This is a genomic window from Pantoea sp. AS142 (genome assembly GCF_037152305.1).
Classification (GTDB): Bacteria; Pseudomonadota; Gammaproteobacteria; order Enterobacterales; family Enterobacteriaceae; genus Pantoea.
This window is the reverse complement of the sequence record NZ_JBBCMO010000009.1, coordinates 35,795-51,825: the sequence shown is the minus strand read 5'-3', so window position 1 is coordinate 51,825 and position 16,031 is coordinate 35,795. Positions and strand designations below refer to the sequence as shown.

General features: G+C 55.9%; 14 protein-coding genes. 8 read left to right on the top strand and 6 right to left on the bottom strand.

What is annotated here, in order from left to right:
* Positions 1–94: 94 nt before the first annotated feature.
* Genes fhuA through fhuB form a run of 4 tightly spaced genes read left to right on the top strand, consistent with a single transcriptional unit; the run spans position 95 to position 6,013 of the window.
* The gene (gene fhuA / locus WFO64_RS16165; RefSeq protein WP_337013092.1) at positions 95–2,311 is read left to right on the top strand and encodes a ferrichrome porin FhuA; all 2,217 of its coding nucleotides are present in this window, start codon (positions 95–97) and stop codon (positions 2,309–2,311) included.
* Between the two features lie 39 nt (positions 2,312–2,350).
* Positions 2,351–3,145, top strand: a complete 795-nt coding sequence (fhuC, locus tag WFO64_RS16160) for a Fe3+-hydroxamate ABC transporter ATP-binding protein FhuC (RefSeq protein ID WP_337013091.1) — start codon at positions 2,351–2,353, stop codon at positions 3,143–3,145.
* 10 nt (positions 3,146–3,155) lie between these two features.
* Positions 3,156–4,034, top strand: a complete 879-nt coding sequence (fhuD, locus tag WFO64_RS16155) for a Fe(3+)-hydroxamate ABC transporter substrate-binding protein FhuD (RefSeq protein ID WP_337013240.1) — start codon at positions 3,156–3,158, stop codon at positions 4,032–4,034.
* Entirely contained in the window at positions 4,034–6,013 is a 1,980-nt protein-coding gene (gene fhuB / locus WFO64_RS16150; RefSeq protein WP_337013239.1) for a Fe(3+)-hydroxamate ABC transporter permease FhuB, read from the top strand. Before fhuD ends, fhuB begins: the two co-directional genes overlap by 1 nt.
* A gap of 277 nt (positions 6,014–6,290) precedes the next feature.
* Here fhuB and hemL read toward each other — a convergent pair whose 3' ends face one another.
* The gene (gene hemL, locus WFO64_RS16145; RefSeq protein WP_337013090.1) at positions 6,291–7,571 is read right to left on the bottom strand and encodes a glutamate-1-semialdehyde 2,1-aminomutase; all 1,281 of its coding nucleotides are present in this window, start codon (positions 7,569–7,571) and stop codon (positions 6,291–6,293) included.
* 204 nt (positions 7,572–7,775) lie between these two features.
* Between hemL and erpA the strand changes: the two genes are divergently transcribed.
* Positions 7,776–8,123 carry an iron-sulfur cluster insertion protein ErpA gene (gene erpA / locus WFO64_RS16140; protein ID WP_010254064.1) on the top strand — a complete coding sequence of 116 codons (348 nt, stop codon included), beginning with the start codon at positions 7,776–7,778 and terminating at the stop codon, positions 8,121–8,123.
* Positions 8,124–8,153: 30 nt separating this feature from the next.
* On the opposite strand, the gene WFO64_RS16135 is transcribed toward erpA, so the two are convergent.
* The 3 genes from WFO64_RS16135 to mtnN all read right to left on the bottom strand — a co-directional run bounded on the left by WFO64_RS16135 (position 8,154) and on the right by mtnN (position 10,013).
* On the bottom strand, positions 8,154–8,405 hold the full coding sequence (locus WFO64_RS16135; RefSeq protein WP_337013089.1) for a hypothetical protein: 252 nt from the start codon (positions 8,403–8,405) through the stop codon (positions 8,154–8,156).
* Between the two features lie 122 nt (positions 8,406–8,527).
* Positions 8,528–9,322: a vitamin B12 ABC transporter substrate-binding protein BtuF gene (gene btuF / locus WFO64_RS16130; protein WP_337013088.1), complete on the bottom strand. Its 795-nt coding sequence runs from the start codon at positions 9,320–9,322 to the stop codon at positions 8,528–8,530.
* Positions 9,315–10,013 carry a 5'-methylthioadenosine/S-adenosylhomocysteine nucleosidase gene (gene mtnN / locus WFO64_RS16125; protein WP_086905233.1) on the bottom strand — a complete coding sequence of 233 codons (699 nt, stop codon included), beginning with the start codon at positions 10,011–10,013 and terminating at the stop codon, positions 9,315–9,317. The genes btuF and mtnN overlap by 8 nt, the downstream gene beginning before the upstream one ends.
* A 92-nt stretch (positions 10,014–10,105) precedes the next feature.
* On the opposite strand from mtnN, the gene dgt reads away from it, so the two are divergent.
* The 3 genes from dgt (at position 10,106) to WFO64_RS16110 (ending at position 14,519) form a co-directional block, all read left to right on the top strand.
* Positions 10,106–11,596: a dGTPase gene (dgt, locus tag WFO64_RS16120; RefSeq protein WP_337013087.1), complete on the top strand. Its 1,491-nt coding sequence runs from the start codon at positions 10,106–10,108 to the stop codon at positions 11,594–11,596.
* Between the two features lie 134 nt (positions 11,597–11,730).
* Positions 11,731–13,176 carry a serine endoprotease DegP gene (gene degP / locus WFO64_RS16115; RefSeq protein WP_337013086.1) on the top strand — a complete coding sequence of 482 codons (1,446 nt, stop codon included), beginning with the start codon at positions 11,731–11,733 and terminating at the stop codon, positions 13,174–13,176.
* A gap of 185 nt (positions 13,177–13,361) precedes the next feature.
* On the top strand, positions 13,362–14,519 hold the full coding sequence (locus WFO64_RS16110; RefSeq protein WP_337013085.1) for a CdaR family transcriptional regulator: 1,158 nt from the start codon (positions 13,362–13,364) through the stop codon (positions 14,517–14,519).
* 59 nt (positions 14,520–14,578) lie between these two features.
* On the opposite strand, the gene WFO64_RS16105 is transcribed toward WFO64_RS16110, so the two are convergent.
* Both WFO64_RS16105 and dapD read right to left on the bottom strand, forming a co-directional pair.
* Positions 14,579–14,971 (bottom strand): DUF3461 family protein, encoded by a 393-nt coding sequence (locus WFO64_RS16105; RefSeq protein WP_337013084.1) that lies wholly within the window; start codon positions 14,969–14,971, stop codon positions 14,579–14,581.
* A gap of 224 nt (positions 14,972–15,195) precedes the next feature.
* The gene (gene dapD / locus WFO64_RS16100) at positions 15,196–16,020 is read right to left on the bottom strand and encodes a 2,3,4,5-tetrahydropyridine-2,6-dicarboxylate N-succinyltransferase (RefSeq protein ID WP_337013083.1); all 825 of its coding nucleotides are present in this window, start codon (positions 16,018–16,020) and stop codon (positions 15,196–15,198) included.
* Between the last annotated feature and the right edge of the window lie 11 nt (positions 16,021–16,031).

The window sequence follows — 16,031 nt, the reverse complement described above, 5'->3', positions numbered from 1 at the left end:
CAGTGCTCGCTGAAGTTCGCATATTATCTAATCCGTTATAATAATCATTATCGTTTCGATTCGCTCGAATGAGCCTATTTTAAGAGACACTTTTATGAATGCGCGAACGACTTTTGCAGACAACACCAAAAAAACATTTTCCCGACCGCTTTTGGGCGTCATGATCTCACTGAGCCTGAGCACTTCTCTTTACGCCGCGCAGGCGGAGACAATGGTGGTCTCGGCGGATGGCGGCAGCGGCGTCGAGGCGGAAAGCGCCTGGGGCCCGGCACCGACCGTGGCAGCGAAACGCAGCGCCACCGGCACCAAAACCGATACGCCGATTGAAAAAAATCCGCAGTCTGTCTCCGTGGTCACCCGCGAAGAGATGGAGATGCGTAACGTGACCAGCGTCAAAGGCGCGTTTAACTACACGCCTGGCGTGCTGACCGGTAACCGTGGCAGCTCAGACGTCATTGATGCGTTGTCGATTCGCGGTTTCAGCGAAACCAATACCAATCAGTATCTGGATGGTCTGAAACTGCAGGGTGACAACTATTCTGAGTTTGCCCTTGATCCTTACTTCCTGGAGCGCGCCGAACTGCTGCGCGGTCCGGTGTCGGTGCTCTATGGCAAAAGCAACCCCGGCGGCGTGGTCTCGCTGGTGAGTAAGCGTCCGACCCAGGAAACCCTGCGTGAAGTGCAGTTCCAGATGGGTAACGATAACCTCTTCTCGACCGGCTTTGACTTTGGCGGGGCGCTGGATGATAACGGCGTCTACAGCTATCGTCTGACCGGTCAGGCGCGCAGTCAGGATGCGCAGCAGGCGATGAACAAAGAGAAGCGCTACACCATCGCACCGGCTTTCAGCTGGCGTCCCGACGATCGCACCCGCGTTGACCTGCTGACCTATTTCCAGAACGAGCCAGAAACCGGCTATTACGGCTGGCTGCCGCGTCAGGGCACGGTGGTGCCGATCACCCGCGCCGATGGTAGCCAGTACAAACTGCCGACTAACTTCGATGAAGGCGAGCAGAGCAACAAAATTTCACGCACCACCAAAATGGTGGGCTATAACGCCGAGCACAGCTTCAACGACACCTGGACGGTGCGTCAGAACCTGCGCTATGCCGACCTGCGCACCGATTACCGCAGTATCTATGGCAATGGATTTAACCCGGCGACTCAGGAGATTACGCGGGGGTCGGCGGTTTCAGAAGAGAAGCTCAATCAGTTTGCGGTGGATACCCAGGCGCAGGCGAAGTTTGCCACCGGCCAGGTGGATCATACGCTGCTGCTGGGCGTGGATTATCAGCGGACGCGTAATGATATTGATGCGGCATTTGGCAGCGCTGCCTCCCTTAGTGCCATTAATCCGCAGTACGGTAATGATGCGAATATTGGGACGCCATTCCCTTATCAGTATCTGAATAAGCAAGAGCAGACGGGTCTCTATACGCAGGATCAGATGGAGTGGAACCGCTGGGTGCTAACCCTGGGCGGGCGCTACGACTATGCAATGACCTCCGCGTTGAATCGTAACGGGAATACGGAAGTTAAAAATCATGACCAGGCATTTACCTGGCGTGGTGGCCTTAATTACGTATTTGATAATGGCATCGCGCCTTATTTCAGCTACAGCGAATCTTTCATACCCACCGCAGGCACGACATCTGCCGGTCAGACTTTCGATCCGGCACGTGCAAAACAATATGAAGCGGGTGTGAAATATGTGCCAAAAGATCGTCCGGTGGTGCTCACCGCTGCGCTTTATCAGCTGACCAAAACCAAAAATCTGACTGCCGATCCGAACAATGTTCTTTTCAGCGTGCAGAGCGGTGAAATCCGGTCGCGCGGCGTAGAGCTGGAAGCGAAAGCGGCGCTGAATGCCAACGTTAACCTGACGGCCTCTTACACCTATACCGATGCGGAATATACCGAAGATACGCTGCTCAAAGGCAAAACGCCGGTTCAGGTACCGAAGCATATGGCCTCACTGTGGAGCGACTACACCTTCCATGAAACCGTCCTGTCAGGGGTGACGATCGGCGCGGGGGTGCGTTATGTCGGTGAGAGCCAGGGTCTGTATGCTGATACCACAGATAATACCGCTGCTGGACTCTCGAACCAGAACTTTAAGGTGGCCGGTTACACCACGGTGGATGCGGCGCTAAAATATGATCTGGGTCGTTTCGGTCTGCCGGGCTCGACAGTGGGCGTCAACGTCAACAACCTGTTCAACCGTGAGTATGTCGCCAGCTGCTACCGTGAATACGCCTGCTACTGGGGCGCGGAACGCCAGATTGTCGGCACCGCGACCTTCAGATTCTGATTTAACCGGGCGCTCCGGCGCCCGTTCACAGGGATAACCATGCCGCATCCTCACGCAGAAGAGGCGACCTTTACGCTGGAAAACGCCAGTTTTGAGGTGCCGGGCCGTACTCTCCTTCAGCCCCTGTCGCTGACCTTTCCACCGGGTAAAATGACCGCGCTGATAGGGCACAACGGCTCGGGAAAATCGACACTGTTGAAAATGCTGGGCCGTCATCATGTGGCCAGCAGCGGGGAGGTGCTGCTGAATCAGCAGCCGGTCGGGCGCTGGAACAGCAAAGCCTTTGCCCGCGAGGTGGCTTACCTGCCGCAGCAGTTACCGGCCGCTGAAGGGATGACGGTGCGGGAACTGGTGGCGATTGGCCGCTATCCCTGGCACGGCGCGCTGGGACGGTTCGGTCAGGACGATCGTGATCGGGTGGAGGATGCGATTATCCAGGTCGGGCTAAAGCCCTTTGCCGGGCGGCTGGTCGACAGTCTGTCGGGGGGCGAGCGTCAGCGCGCCTGGCTGGCGATGATGGTGGCGCAGAACAGCCGCTGTCTGCTGCTGGATGAACCGACGTCGGCGCTGGATATTGCCCACCAGGTTGAGGTGCTGGCGCTGATCAACGATCTGAGCCAGCAGCGTGGCTTAACCGTGATTGCGGTGCTGCATGATATCAATATGGCTGCACGCTACTGCGACCATCTGGTGGCGCTGCGTCAGGGCGCGATGATTGCTGAAGGGGACGCGGAGGCCATTATGCAACCTGAGGTGCTGGGTGCAATCTACGGCATTCCGATGGGCATTTTACCGCACCCGCAGGGCGGCGCGCCGGTCAGTTTTGTCTGTTAAGGAAAGGATGATGCCCGATCTTTATCGCCGCCGACTGATGCTGGCGCTGGCGGTCTCGCCGCTGTTTTGTTCGCTTCCGCTGCGTGCTACCACGCCGAATCTGGGGCGAATCATTGCACTGGAGTGGCTCCCCACCGAACTGCTTATAGCATTAGGCGTCACGCCCTGGGGCGTGGCCGATCTGCACAACTACAACATCTGGGTAGGGGAACCGACGCTGGCTGCAGACGTGATCGACGTCGGTCTGCGCACCGAACCCAATCTTGAGCTGATGGCGCAAATGCAGCCGTCGCTGATCCTCTGTTCCAACGGCTACGGCCCACCTAAAGAGAAACTGACGCGCATCGCGCCCATCATGGGGTTCGATCTCCACCGCGGCGACGGGAAACCCTTCACCGCCGCGCGGGCATCGCTGCGTCAGTTGGCCGCGCGCCTTGGATTAAGCGATCGGGCGGAGCAGCATCTGCGCGAGGTGGATGATCAGCTGGCGGCGGCGCGTCAGCGTCTGGCCCCCTATGCCGGACGGACGATTCTGCTGATGTCGCTGCTCGACAGTCGTCATGCCATTACCTTCGGCAAAAACAGTCTTTTCCTGGAAGTGATGACTTTGCTGGGGCTGAAAAATGGCTGGCAGGGTGACACCAATTTCTGGGGCAGCGCGGTGATCGGCATTGAACAGCTGGCGCCGCTGGGAGATGTCGATGCCATCTGTTTCGATCACGATAATGACGCAGAGATGCAGCAGTTGATGCGCAGCCCGCTGTGGCAGGCGCTGCCGTTTGTCCGCGCCGGACGCTTTCAGCGTGTTCCGGCTGTCTGGTATTACGGAGCAACGCTCTCAGCGCTGCACTTTGTTCGCGTGCTGGAACGCGCGCTGGAGACGCAATGATGCGCCATGCTCTGTTTCCCGCAGGCCTCCTCAGTCTGCTGTTTCTACTGGCACTCAGCCTGACGCTGGTTAACCTGCAACAGGCGTTGCCGCAGGCTGAGTGGTCTCAGGCAATCTGGTCACCGGCAGCCGATAATATGCCGCAGATGGTGTTTCACCACAGCCTGCTGCCGCGTATCGTGTTGGCGCTGCTGGTGGGGGGGGGACTGGGCTTAGCTGGCCTGCTGTTTCAGCAGATATTGCGAAATCCGCTGGCGGAACCCACCACACTGGGCGTCTCTTCCGGCGCCCAGTTGGGCATTACCGTGGCGACGCTTTGGCATCTGCCGGGCGGGGCGCTGACACAGCAGTTTGCCGCGCTCAGTGGCGCGCTGCTGGTGGGCGCGCTGGTGTTTGGTGTGGCCTGGGGCAAGCGTTTATCACCGGTGACGCTGATTCTGGCCGGGCTGGTGCTGAGCCTTTACAGCGGCGCGGTGAATCAAATCTTCGCGATCTTCAATCACGATCAGCTGCAGAACATGTTTCTGTGGAGCACCGGCGCGCTGAATCAGATGAGCTGGGACAATGTGCAGCAACTTTGGCCGCGCCTGCTGCTGGCGTTTGTGCTGGCACTCGCGCTGCTGCGTCCGCTGACGCTGATGGGGCTGGATGATAATGTTGCGAAAAACCTTGGGTTAGCGCTCTCCGTGGCGCGTATTGGTGGACTTGGTCTGGCAATTCTGCTCAGCGCACAACTGGTGAATGTCGCCGGTATCATTGGCTTTATCGGGCTGTTTGCCCCGTTGCTGGCGAAGCTGCTGGGTGGACGTCGGCTCATCAGCCGGATGCTGCTGGCACCGCTGACTGGCGCGTTGCTGCTGTGGCTGGCAGACAGCTGCGTGTTGTGGCTCAGCAGCCACTGGCGTGATATTCCGACCGGCACGGCCACGGCGCTGCTTGGCGTACCGATTCTGCTGTGGCTGCTGCCGCGACTGCGCACCGGTTCGGTGCCGCCCGCGTTGAATCAGGGTGACAAGGTGCCCGCTGAGCGACAGAACCTGCTGCACTGGGCGTTGATCGGTCTTGCTGTTCTGGCGCTGCTGGCGTGGGGCGGTCTGGCGCTAGGACGCGATGCGCAGGGCTGGAGCGGGTCAGCAGGTGAGATGCTGCAATCGCTGCTGCCGTGGCGCGCACCACGCGTACTGGCCGCGCTGGTGACCGGCCTGATGCTGGGCGTGGCGGGAAGTCTGATTCAGCGGCTGACCGGCAACCCGATGGCCAGCCCGGAAGTGCTGGGCATCAGTTCGGGTGCTGCCTGTGGCGTGGTAGTCATGATGTTCTTTGTGCCGGGCGATGCGCTGACATGGCTGCTGCCCGCCGGTGCGCTGGGGGCCGCAATGACGCTGCTGGTGATCATGGCTGTAGCCAGCCGTGGCGGCTTCTCGCCGGAGCGGATGCTGCTGGCGGGCATGGCGCTCAACAGTGCCTTTGTCACCCTGCTGATGCTGCTGCTGGCCAGCGGCGATCCGCGTATGGGCGGGCTGCTAAGCTGGATCTCCGGTTCAACCTATAACATCAGCGGCAGTCAGGCGATGCAAAGCGCAATCTGCGCGCTGCTGCTGGTGTCGCTGGCACCACTGGCCAGCCGCTGGCTGACGCTGTTGCCGCTGGGAAGCGCGACTGCGCGCTCGGCCGGTATGGCGTTAACGCCCGCGCGGCTGAGTTTGCTGCTGCTGGCGGCAGCACTGACCGCCAGCGCGACGCTGACTATCGGTCCGCTGAGTTTTGTCGGGTTAATGGCTCCGCATATGGCGCGGATGCTGGGATTCCGGCGGGCCTTGCCGCAACTGTTGCTGTCGGGACTACTGGGCGCGGGATTGATGGTGCTGGCTGACTGGTGCGGGCGGATGCTGGCGTTTCCGGATCAAATCCCTGCCGGGCTGATGGCAACGTTTTTAGGTGCGCCTTACTTTATCTGGCTGCTACGGCGTTCAGGTTAAGAGGAAAAAGCAGGCTGGTTTCAGACGCCGGCCAGATCCAAAGTAGGGTGAATCTGACAACAACGAAGAAGCTCAATGCGCAGGAAATTGGGTCAGAGGAGGAAAGCGTCCCGCGCCAGGGACGGCGCGGGACGAGCGAGTCATGGATGACGGCTTTCGCGCCTTTCCGATCTGACCCTGTTTCCTGTGCGTGCACCCTCTCACAACAGAGCGGGGCAAGCCTCATTAATAACAAAAGACCGGCTGCTGCCGGTCTTCATCTTTAACGCTGCCGCAATTACAGCTTCGCGAAACAACGACGCGCGGCGTCCACAGTGCGCTGAATATCCTCTTCGCTGTGCGCCAGCGACATAAAGCCCGCTTCATAGGCTGATGGCGCAAAGTAAACGCCCTCCTCCAGCATCAGGTGGAAGAAGGTTTTAAAGCGTTCTACATCGCAGCGGGTGACATCGGCGTAACAGGTCACACTGTCAGCATCGGTAAAGAAGAGGCCAAACATCCCGCCAACATGGTTAACTACCAGCGGGATTTTTTGCTGTTGTGCTGCTTCGCGCAGACCCTCTGCCAGCTTGCGGGTCAGGGCATCCAGCTTCTCGTGAGTGCCGGGCTGCGCAATCTGCGTCAGGCAGGCAAAACCTGCTGCCATGGCAATCGGGTTACCGGAAAGCGTTCCCGCCTGATAGACCGGGCCGGTCGGGGCCAGCGCGGCCATCACGTCTCGACGGCCACCGAATGCACCCACTGGCATCCCGCCACCGATAATTTTACCAAGGCAGGTTAAATCAGGGCGTACAGTGTAGTGAGCCTGTGCGCCGCCCAGCGCCACGCGGAAACCGGTCATCACTTCATCGATAATCAGCAGTGCGCCGAACTCATCACAGAGCGCGCGCAGGCCCGGCAGGAATTCCGGCTGTGGCGGGATGCAGTTCATGTTGCCAGCGACCGGCTCAACAATGATGGCAGCGATGTCGTCAGGGTATTGCCCGAAGGCGCTGCGCACCGAGTCGAGATCGTTAAAAGTGCAAGTCAGGGTATGCTTAGCGAAATCGGCTGGTACGCCCGGCGAGTTTGGCTGACCCAGGGTCAAGGCACCGGAACCCGCCTTCACCAGCAGATGATCGGCGTGGCCGTGATAACAGCCTTCAAACTTGATGATTTTATCGCGGCCGGTAAAGCCACGCGCCAGACGGATCGCGCTCATGGTCGCTTCGGTGCCGGAGTTAACCATTCGCACCATCTCCATGCTCGGCACCAGCTCGCACACCAACTGCGCCATGGTCACTTCCATTTCGGTCGGTGCGCCAAAGCTCAGGCCGCGCTGAGCAGCTTCGATCACAGCATTGCGGATAGCCGCGTTGTTATGGCCCAGCACCATCGGACCCCATGAGCCGACATAGTCGATATAGGCTTTGCCGTCAGCGTCATAGAGATAAGCGCCATCAGCGTGTTCAATAAACAGCGGAACGCCGCCTACACCGGTAAATGCGCGTACTGGCGAGTTTACCCCACCCGGAATCAGGCGTTGCGCCTCGGCAAAAAGTTGTTCGGACTTACTCATTTTCGGCTCCAGCGTGTTCAGAAAAATATTCTGTCATTCTACGGAAGAGGGGCACCAGACGAAAGGTAGATTCATCCGCAGCACCCCTAACGGAAGTGAAAGCGGCACAGAGTGCGAAGGCCAGAGCTTGATTGCGCTGAGGTGCTGGCTGATAATAGCGTCATTAAGGTCGTTTTCTGACCTGGGCGTTTACCGGAGTAAAACATGAGTGATGAAGTAGTAGCACTGCCGTTGCAGTTTACCGACGCCGCAGCCACTAAGGTGAAGAACCTGATTGCCGACGAAGAGAACCCGGCGCTGAAACTGCGCGTCTATATTACCGGGGGCGGTTGCAGTGGTTTTCAGTATGGCTTTACTTTTGATGACCAGATGAACGATGGCGACATGACGATTGAAAAACAGGGCGTCTCACTGGTGGTTGACCCGATGAGCCTGCAATATCTGGTGGGCGGTTCGGTGGATTACACTGAAGGTCTGGAAGGCTCACGCTTTATCGTGACCAACCCGAATGCCAAAACCACCTGTGGCTGTGGCTCTTCCTTTAGTATCTGAGGACGCAGGCCGTCATGACGACGGCCTCATTTACCATTCTATCGTAACCAGCCGGTTACCCTGCTTCAGACTTCCCTGCAATTCAATCTGGCTATTCGTTATGCGTGGCTGTGCGCTTGCCTCTCTGCCGCAGTTGATTTGCGGCGAAGGCTGACCGTTAGCCGTGTTGATTTCACAGCGTGAATAGATGACAAGCCTGGCGCCTATAGAGCCATTTATCGATTCCGCAAATGCAGAACCGGCGATCAATAGCGCTATGGCCAGCAGCAGTGCTCTGGTCATATCAGGTTCCTGGTGTTTTAAAAAGCGCCGGGGCGCTAAAAGGACGGCGAGCATACGTGGCGCGGTCGTCTCTGGTATAGATTAACGGCAAAAAACGCAGTGACTTTAATCAATTCGCCGATTTATTCATCGGGATGGAGGGCCGTACAGAGTTGCTGCGCCGCCAGTATCAATCGCGGGCCTGGCCGGCTAAGCCAGTCCTCGTTAATGGCGATCACCGGTACAGTGAGCTGCGGCCGCCAGAACGCACGGATGTTCTCCGCCTGCTGCACACCGCCAACGGTCACAACAGCCTGAGGATGACGCATCAGCACCTGCTCACGGCTGACCTGCGGCCAGCTGACGCGACTGTCGGCAAAGATATTCCTGCCACCACACAATGTAATAATCTCATTCTGCAGCGTGGCTCTGGCGGCAGTAAACAGCGGCTGCTGACCAAACTGCAAAAAAAGCGGAACCGCACTCAGATGAGTATAACGCTGACGCAGCGTGGCTTCCTGCTGCCGTAACTGTCGGGCAGTGCTGGCGGCCAGCGTCGGTCTGGGGCTCCAGCGGCCCAGTTCGGTGAGCGCTGTGAACATTTCATCCAGCGTCCGCGGATCAATCCATTTAACCGGCACGCCGAGCTGCTGCAACTGGTCAATTTGCCGCTGCGGGTTACCGCCACGCCAGGCTAATACCAGATCCGGTTTGAGCTGCAAAATGCGTTCGGCCTTGATGCCCTGCCAGTTTGCGACCTGTTCAATCTGTTTCGCCTGCGGCGGGTAATTGGACCAGGCGCTGACCGCAATCGGTGTAATCCCGGCAGCAAAGGCGAGTTCAGTAAGATGGGGGGCGAGGGTAATAACACGCGGTGGGGAAGCGAACAGGCCGCCACTCAACAGCAGCAGCCAGCAGAGCAGCAGCGTTTTAGCCACGCGCCAGATGCGCCAGTAGGTTCTCCACCATCAGCGAAGATTGCTTCGCCGCAACGCTAAGGAACTCATCAAAGCTGAGGTGAGATTGCTTATCGGCCACATCGGAAATCGCGCGGACCACCACAAACGGCACCTGGAACTGATGACAGACGTGACCGATAGCGGTTGCTTCCATCTCAACGGCAATCGCCTGCGGGAACAGATTGCGAATGCGTGCCAGAGGTTCGGCACCATTGATAAAGGCATCACCGCTGACCACCAGACCGCGTACGGCATTCAGATCCAGTTGCTTAATGCAGGCTTCCGCCGCCGCAATAAGCTTGCTGTCTGCTACAAACGCGGCCGGACAACCCGCCATTTGACCCGGCTCATAACCAAACGCGGTAACGTCAGCATCGTGATAACGCACTTCTTCTGACACCACGATATCGCCAACGCTGAGCGACGGCGCTAAACCGCCAGCCGAACCGGTGTTGATCACCACATCTGGTTTGCAAAGCTGCAGCAGCAGTGTGGTACCCAGCGCGGCAGAAGTTTTACCAATGCCCGATTTCAGCAGTGCCACCTCAACGCCCTGCAGGGTGCCGGTATAAATTTCACAACCCGCCAGCGACAGCGTTTGACGGTTTTCAATTTTGTCGCGCAGCAGTGTGACTTCCTGCTCCATCGCGCCAATAATGCCTGCTTTCATAGTGAGTTCCGCTAATGTAAAGAATCAAAATTTAGGGCATAGTCTACCATGGCATTCAGGGGATTAATTCACGAAAAAATAAGGGGTAATTTATGTCTGCGATCAATTTCAGGAAGAAGATCAGCTTCTCGCGCCCTTATACCAGTCGAAAAGATCCGGAAGGCGAATATTACATTACCCGCCATTTTGAGAGCGACCGCGGACGGATTATTAATTCCGCCGCGATCCGGCGCTTGCAGCAAAAAACGCAGGTCTTTCCGCTGGAGCGTAATGCCGCAGTCCGCTCCCGCCTGACGCACTCGCTGGAGGTGCAGCAGACCGGGCGCTACATCACCAAAGAGATCCTGCAAACTCTGAAGATGCAGGGCGGGCTGGCGCAGTATGGTCTGGATGAGCTGGAAGGCGCGTTTGAAAGTCTGATTGAGATGGCATGTCTGCTGCATGACGTGGGTAATCCGCCGTTTGGCCATTTTGGCGAGGCGGCCATTAACGACTGGTTTGAAGATAATCTCGCAGCCGAGCTGGTTGATCCGCTGGTAGCGGGCGTGGAAGGTGATGCGCAGCGTAAGGCCTTTGATCAACTCAACGCCATGATCCGCCAGGACCTCTGTCATTTTGAGGGCAACGCGCAGGCAATTCGAATGGTGCATACACTGCTGCAACTGAATCTCAGTTATTCTCAGGTCGCCTGCATCCTGAAATATACCGCACCCGCCTGGTGGCAGGGAGAAAAGCCCGCCGAATTTAGCGCCTTAATGAAGAAACCTGGGTTTTATCTCTCTGAGCAGGATTATATTGCCGATTTGCGTGCTGCCACCAATATGGAAGAGCACCATCGCTTCCCACTCACCTATATAATGGAAGCCGCGGATGATATCTCCTATTGCATTGCCGATTTGGACGACGCTGTAGAAAAAGATATCTTTAATGTTGAAAGTTTGTATGAGTTCCTTAATAAAGCCTGGGGGCCGGTCAAAAATAATGACGCTTTTAGCCGGACTATTGGTGAAGCCTGGCGTGAAGCCTGTAGTAAAAAACGGCGAAGTCGCAGCGATCAATTTTTTATGTCATTACGCGTAAATGTTCAGAGCGTGCTGGTGAGCTACGCTGTAAAACGTTTTGTTGATAATCTGCCTGCAATATTCGATGGAAGTTTCAACCATGCGCTACTGGAAGACGAGGGTGAAGAGGGCCGCTTACTGCAACTGTTCAAGACTGTTGCCCGCCAGCAGGTTTTTAATCACTCGGAAGTAGAGCAGCTGGAGTTACAGGGATACCGGGTGATTAAAGGACTGCTGGAGATCTATCAGCCACTGATGCGCCTTAATTATGAAGCCTTTACCACGCTGATAAATGAAGACTTCCTGCGTCAGCACCCGATTGAAACCCGGCTTTTCCATAAACTTTCCGGTAAACACCGCAAAGCCTATTTGCATAAAATGCGTAATCTGGTAGTAGAACATAAATATCAGCGGTTGCTGTGGGAACGTTATTATCGCTTCCGGCTTATTCAGGATTATATCAGTGGCATGACCGATCTCTATGCCTGGGATGAGTACCGGCGGCTGATGGCGGTAGAATAAGTCGCCAATTGTAAGGAGCGCGAATAATTTTTTACCTTTGACTTAAAATTTTAAAGGAACTTCGCGCTAAAACATTTATCTCACCTTTCGACCACAGCAATGGTCTGAACAGTAATCTTATAGAGAAACGAAAAATGAAAACAAAGACTTTAATGTTAAGTGCGCTGACGTTGAGCCTGAGCATGGCACTCGCCCCTGTTACTGTTTCTGCTGCGCAAACGGCCTCTTCTGATAGCCAGAACCAGCCAAGCCTGGCACCCATGCTGGAGAAGGTGATGCCGTCTGTGGTTAGTATCAGCGTCGAGGGCAGCACCACGGTGAAAACCCCGCGCATGCCGCAGCAGTTTCAGCAATTCTTTGGCGACAATTCGCCATTCTGCCAGGACGGTTCACCGTTCCAGGGTTCACCAATGTGCCAAAGCGGCGACGGTGCAGGTGGTAACGGCCGTGCGCCAGCCCCTGATACCCAGCAGGAAAAATTCCGAGCTCTGGGATCGGGCGTGATCATTAACGCCGAAAAAGGCTATGTGGTGACCAATAATCACGTGGTGAATAATGCCACCAAAATTCAGGTACAGCTCAGTGACGGTCGTCGCTATGACGCAAAAGTGATCGGTAAAGATCCAGGCTCTGACATTGCACTGATTCAGCTGCAGGAAGCCAAAAATCTTACCGCAGTGAAATTAGCTGACTCTGACAACCTCCGCGTCGGTGATTATACCGTGGCAATCGGCAACCCTTATGGTCTGGGTGAAACGGTGACCTCAGGAATCGTCTCGGCACTGGGACGCAGCGGCCTGAACGTGGAAAACTACGAAAACTTTATTCAGACGGATGCGGCCATTAATCGGGGCAACTCCGGTGGTGCGCTGGTTAACCTCAACGGTGAACTGATTGGGATTAACACCGCCATTCTGGCACCGGATGGCGGCAACATCGGTATCGGCTTTGCTATCCCCAGCAACATGGTGAAAAACCTGACAGCTCAGATGGTTGAGTTTGGCCAGGTGAAACGCGGTGAACTGGGCGTACAGGGTACTGAACTGAACTCCGAGCTGGCAAAAGCGATGAAAGTGGACGCACAGCGTGGTGCCTTTGTCAGTCAGGTGCTGCCAGACTCTGCAGCCGCCAAAGCGGGCATTAAAGCGGGTGACGTGATTGTCTCGATGAACGGCAAACCGCTAAGCAGCTTTGCGTCGCTGCGTGCAGAAGTGGGTTCACTGCCGGTTGGTACCACCCTGAAACTGGGGCTGCTGCGTGACGGCAAACCGGTGGATGTCTCTGTTAAATTACAGCAGAGCAGCCAGGCGAAAGTGCAGTCCGCGACCATCTACAATGGCATCGAAGGCGCCGATCTCAGCAATATCGAAGCGGGTACTAAAGGTGTACGGGTTGAAAACGTGAAACCGGGCAGTGCCGCGGCGCGTATCGGCCTGAAAAAGGGCGACGTTATCCAGGGCGTTAATCAGCAGGCAGTGACCAATCTGGGTGAACTGCGCAAAGTCCTCGACACCAAGCCGTCGGTTCTGGCGCTGAATGTGAAGCGCGGTGACAGCAGTATCTATCTGCTGATGCAATAACTGAACAATAACTGACTCAGAGGCGGACTGCGGTCCGCCTTTTTTATGTCCAATTTCTGCCGCGACAGAGTGTGATGTTTGCCGCAAATTCGGCAAATGACGGCCTGGCTCTGTGCAGTTGCACAATGTTCTGCGTGCAGCGCTTGCGTATTCTGTTTCTCCCCCCTTCTTTGCAGGAGTAATGGATGGCTACCTATCACCTTGATGCCCGGCTGGCACAGGATATCGTGGCGCGCACCATGAAAATTATTGACAGCAATGTCAACGTGATGGATGCGCGGGGTCGGATTATCGGTAGCGGTGACCGGGAACGTATTGGGGAGTTGCACGAGGGGGCGTTGCTGGTGCTCTCTCAGGGGCGCGTAGTAGACATCGATGAGGCGGTGGCTAAACATCTTCATGGCGTGCGGCCTGGCATTAACCTGCCGCTACGCATTGATGGTGACATTGTCGGGGTGATTGGCCTGACTGGTGAGCCGCTGGCACTGCGGCACTATGGCGAGTTGGTCTGCATGACCGCGGAGATGATGCTGGAGCAGGCGAGGCTACTGCATATGCTTGCGCAGGACAGCCGTCTGCGTGAAGAGCTGGTACTGAATCTGATCCGCAGTGATACCCTGTCTCCACAGTTGACTGAATGGGCGCAGCGGCTCGGCATCGATCTCAATCAGCCAAGGGTGGTAGCCGTGGTGGAGGTGGATAGCGGTCAGCTTGGCGTTGACAGCGCGATGTCAGAGTTACAGCAGTTGCAAACGCTACTGACCACACCGGAGCGCGATAATCTGATCGCTATTGTGTCATTGACCGAAATGGTGGTGTTGAAACCCGCCCTTAATGGGCATGGTCGTTACGATCAGGAGGAGCATTGCCGCCGCGTAGGGCAGTTGCTACAGCGGATGAAAGAGAGTGGTCATCTTCGGATGCGTATCGCACTGGGCAACTTCTTTACCGGGCCCGGCAGCATCGCACGTTCTTACCGGACGGCGCGCACCACGATGATGGTAGGCAAACAACGGATGCCTGAGGTGCGCAGCTATTTTTATCAGGATCTGGTGCTGCCCGTGCTGCTCGACAGTCTGCGTGGTGGCTGGCAGGCCAATGAACTCGCCCGGCCACTGGCGAAGCTCAAGAGCATGGATAATAACGGCTTGCTGCGCCGCACTCTGATCGCCTGGTTCACCCATAACGTCCAGCCGAGCGCCACCGCACGTGCGCTGTTCATTCATCGAAATACGCTTGAATACCGGCTAAACCGGATTTCTGAACTGACCGGGCTGAATCTTGGCCATTTTGATGACAGGCTGTTGCTCTACGTGGCTTTGCAACTGGATGAGCAGGGCTGAAGTGCAGATTTCAGCATAAAAAAGGCCAGCAATGCTGGCCTCTCTCGTCTGGCAGGAAATTAACGACTTTTACGGGTTAATTTTTCCAGATCCGATTCAATTTCGGTGATTTTGTGGGAAACCACGCTTTCCAGGTGGCGCAGGTCATCCAGAATTTTGCTTTTCAGATCCACTTCAACCTGATCGCGCTGGCAAATCTGATCCAGTTCATCGATGACATAACGCAGATTCGGGCTGATTTCCTGAACTTCTTTGTAGCCCTGGGTCGCGTGATCGGCAACAACCGTTTTGCGCTGGCGCGGATATTTGAATTTGACGCTCTTCGCAAAAAATTCGCCTTTATCTTTGCGGAAGTAGATTTTCAGAATGTCGTTATTGGCTTCCTGACGCAGGCTGTAACGATCGATGTCGTCCGGATTACTGATTCCTAAGCTTTTCAGATTGTCATACATAGCGTTGTTTCCATCAAAAGTGAGAAGCGCGCAGTCTTGTTCATGACGTCAGACAACTGTAGGCATAAATAAGCGGGATGAATATTGCGCGACAGGATTTAACTGGCGCGGATTATGACCTGGATAAAAACTAAACGCACCAGTTAATTCGCGGCGCGAAGCATGTTATTTTAGAATATCTGTAAAGAAAAGATGACGGGCTGGTTTCCAGCCCGTCACTTAAATCAGTCGATGGTGCGCAGCAATTCGTTGATACCGGTTTTGCCCAGCGTTTTTGCATCCACTTTTTTCACAATCACGGCACAGTAGAGGCTGTAGCTGCCATCTTTAGACGGCAGATTACCGGAGACCACCACTGAACCAGCAGGAACGCGGCCATAATGCACTTCACCGGTCTCACGGTCATAAATTTTGGTGCTCTGACCGATGTAAACGCCCATTGAAATCACTGAACCTTCTTCAACAATCACGCCTTCAACGATTTCAGAACGTGCGCCAATGAAGCAGTTGTCTTCGATAATGGTCGGGTTCGCCTGAAGCGGTTCCAGCACGCCACCGATACCCACGCCGCCAGAAAGGTGAACGTTTTTACCAATCTGCGCACAGGAACCCACGGTCGCCCAGGTATCCACCATGGTCCCTTCATCTACAAAGGCGCCAATGTTGACGTAAGAAGGCATTAGCACCGTGTTGCGGGCGATATAGGCACCCTGACGCACAGCCGCGGGCGGTACGACGCGGAAACCGGCTTCTTTGAAACGTGCTTCATCCCAGCCGGCAAATTTCATCGGCACTTTGTCGTAAAAGCGGGTTTCTGCGCCTTCCATCACCTGATTGTCATTGATGCGGAAAGAGAGCAGCACTGCTTTCTTCAGCCACTGATGCGTTACCCATTCGCCGTCGATCTTCTCAGAAACGCGCAGTGCACCGCTGTCCAGTAGGGAAATCACCTGGTTGATGGCGTCACGGGTTTTGCTGTCGACGCTGGCAGGTGTGATATCAGCGCGATGTTCAAAGGCGGATTCAATAACGCTCTGTAACTGTTGCATATTTTTTTCCT

What these genes read in the sequence shown, in the direction of transcription:
- mtnN (WP_086905233.1), bottom strand. Translation starts at nt 10,013, where the DNA reads ATGAAAGCAGGCATTATTGGCGCGATGGAGCAGGAAGTCACACTGCTG.
- WFO64_RS16135 (WP_337013089.1), bottom strand. Translation starts at nt 8,405, where the DNA reads ATGACCAGAGCACTGCTGCTGGCCATAGCGCTATTGATCGCCGGTTCT.
- fhuC (WP_337013091.1), top strand. Translation starts at nt 2,351, where the DNA reads ATGCCGCATCCTCACGCAGAAGAGGCGACCTTTACGCTGGAAAACGCC.
- fhuB (WP_337013239.1), top strand. Translation starts at nt 4,034, where the DNA reads ATGCGCCATGCTCTGTTTCCCGCAGGCCTCCTCAGTCTGCTGTTTCTA.
- hemL (WP_337013090.1), bottom strand. Translation starts at nt 7,571, where the DNA reads ATGAGTAAGTCCGAACAACTTTTTGCCGAGGCGCAACGCCTGATTCCG.
- WFO64_RS16105 (WP_337013084.1), bottom strand. Translation starts at nt 14,971, where the DNA reads ATGTATGACAATCTGAAAAGCTTAGGAATCAGTAATCCGGACGACATC.
- fhuD (WP_337013240.1), top strand. Translation starts at nt 3,156, where the DNA reads ATGCCCGATCTTTATCGCCGCCGACTGATGCTGGCGCTGGCGGTCTCG.
- dgt (WP_337013087.1), top strand. Translation starts at nt 10,106, where the DNA reads ATGTCTGCGATCAATTTCAGGAAGAAGATCAGCTTCTCGCGCCCTTAT.
- WFO64_RS16110 (WP_337013085.1), top strand. Translation starts at nt 13,362, where the DNA reads ATGGCTACCTATCACCTTGATGCCCGGCTGGCACAGGATATCGTGGCG.
- dapD (WP_337013083.1), bottom strand. Translation starts at nt 16,020, where the DNA reads ATGCAACAGTTACAGAGCGTTATTGAATCCGCCTTTGAACATCGCGCT.
- erpA (WP_010254064.1), top strand. Translation starts at nt 7,776, where the DNA reads ATGAGTGATGAAGTAGTAGCACTGCCGTTGCAGTTTACCGACGCCGCA.
- degP (WP_337013086.1), top strand. Translation starts at nt 11,731, where the DNA reads ATGAAAACAAAGACTTTAATGTTAAGTGCGCTGACGTTGAGCCTGAGC.
- fhuA (WP_337013092.1), top strand. Translation starts at nt 95, where the DNA reads ATGAATGCGCGAACGACTTTTGCAGACAACACCAAAAAAACATTTTCC.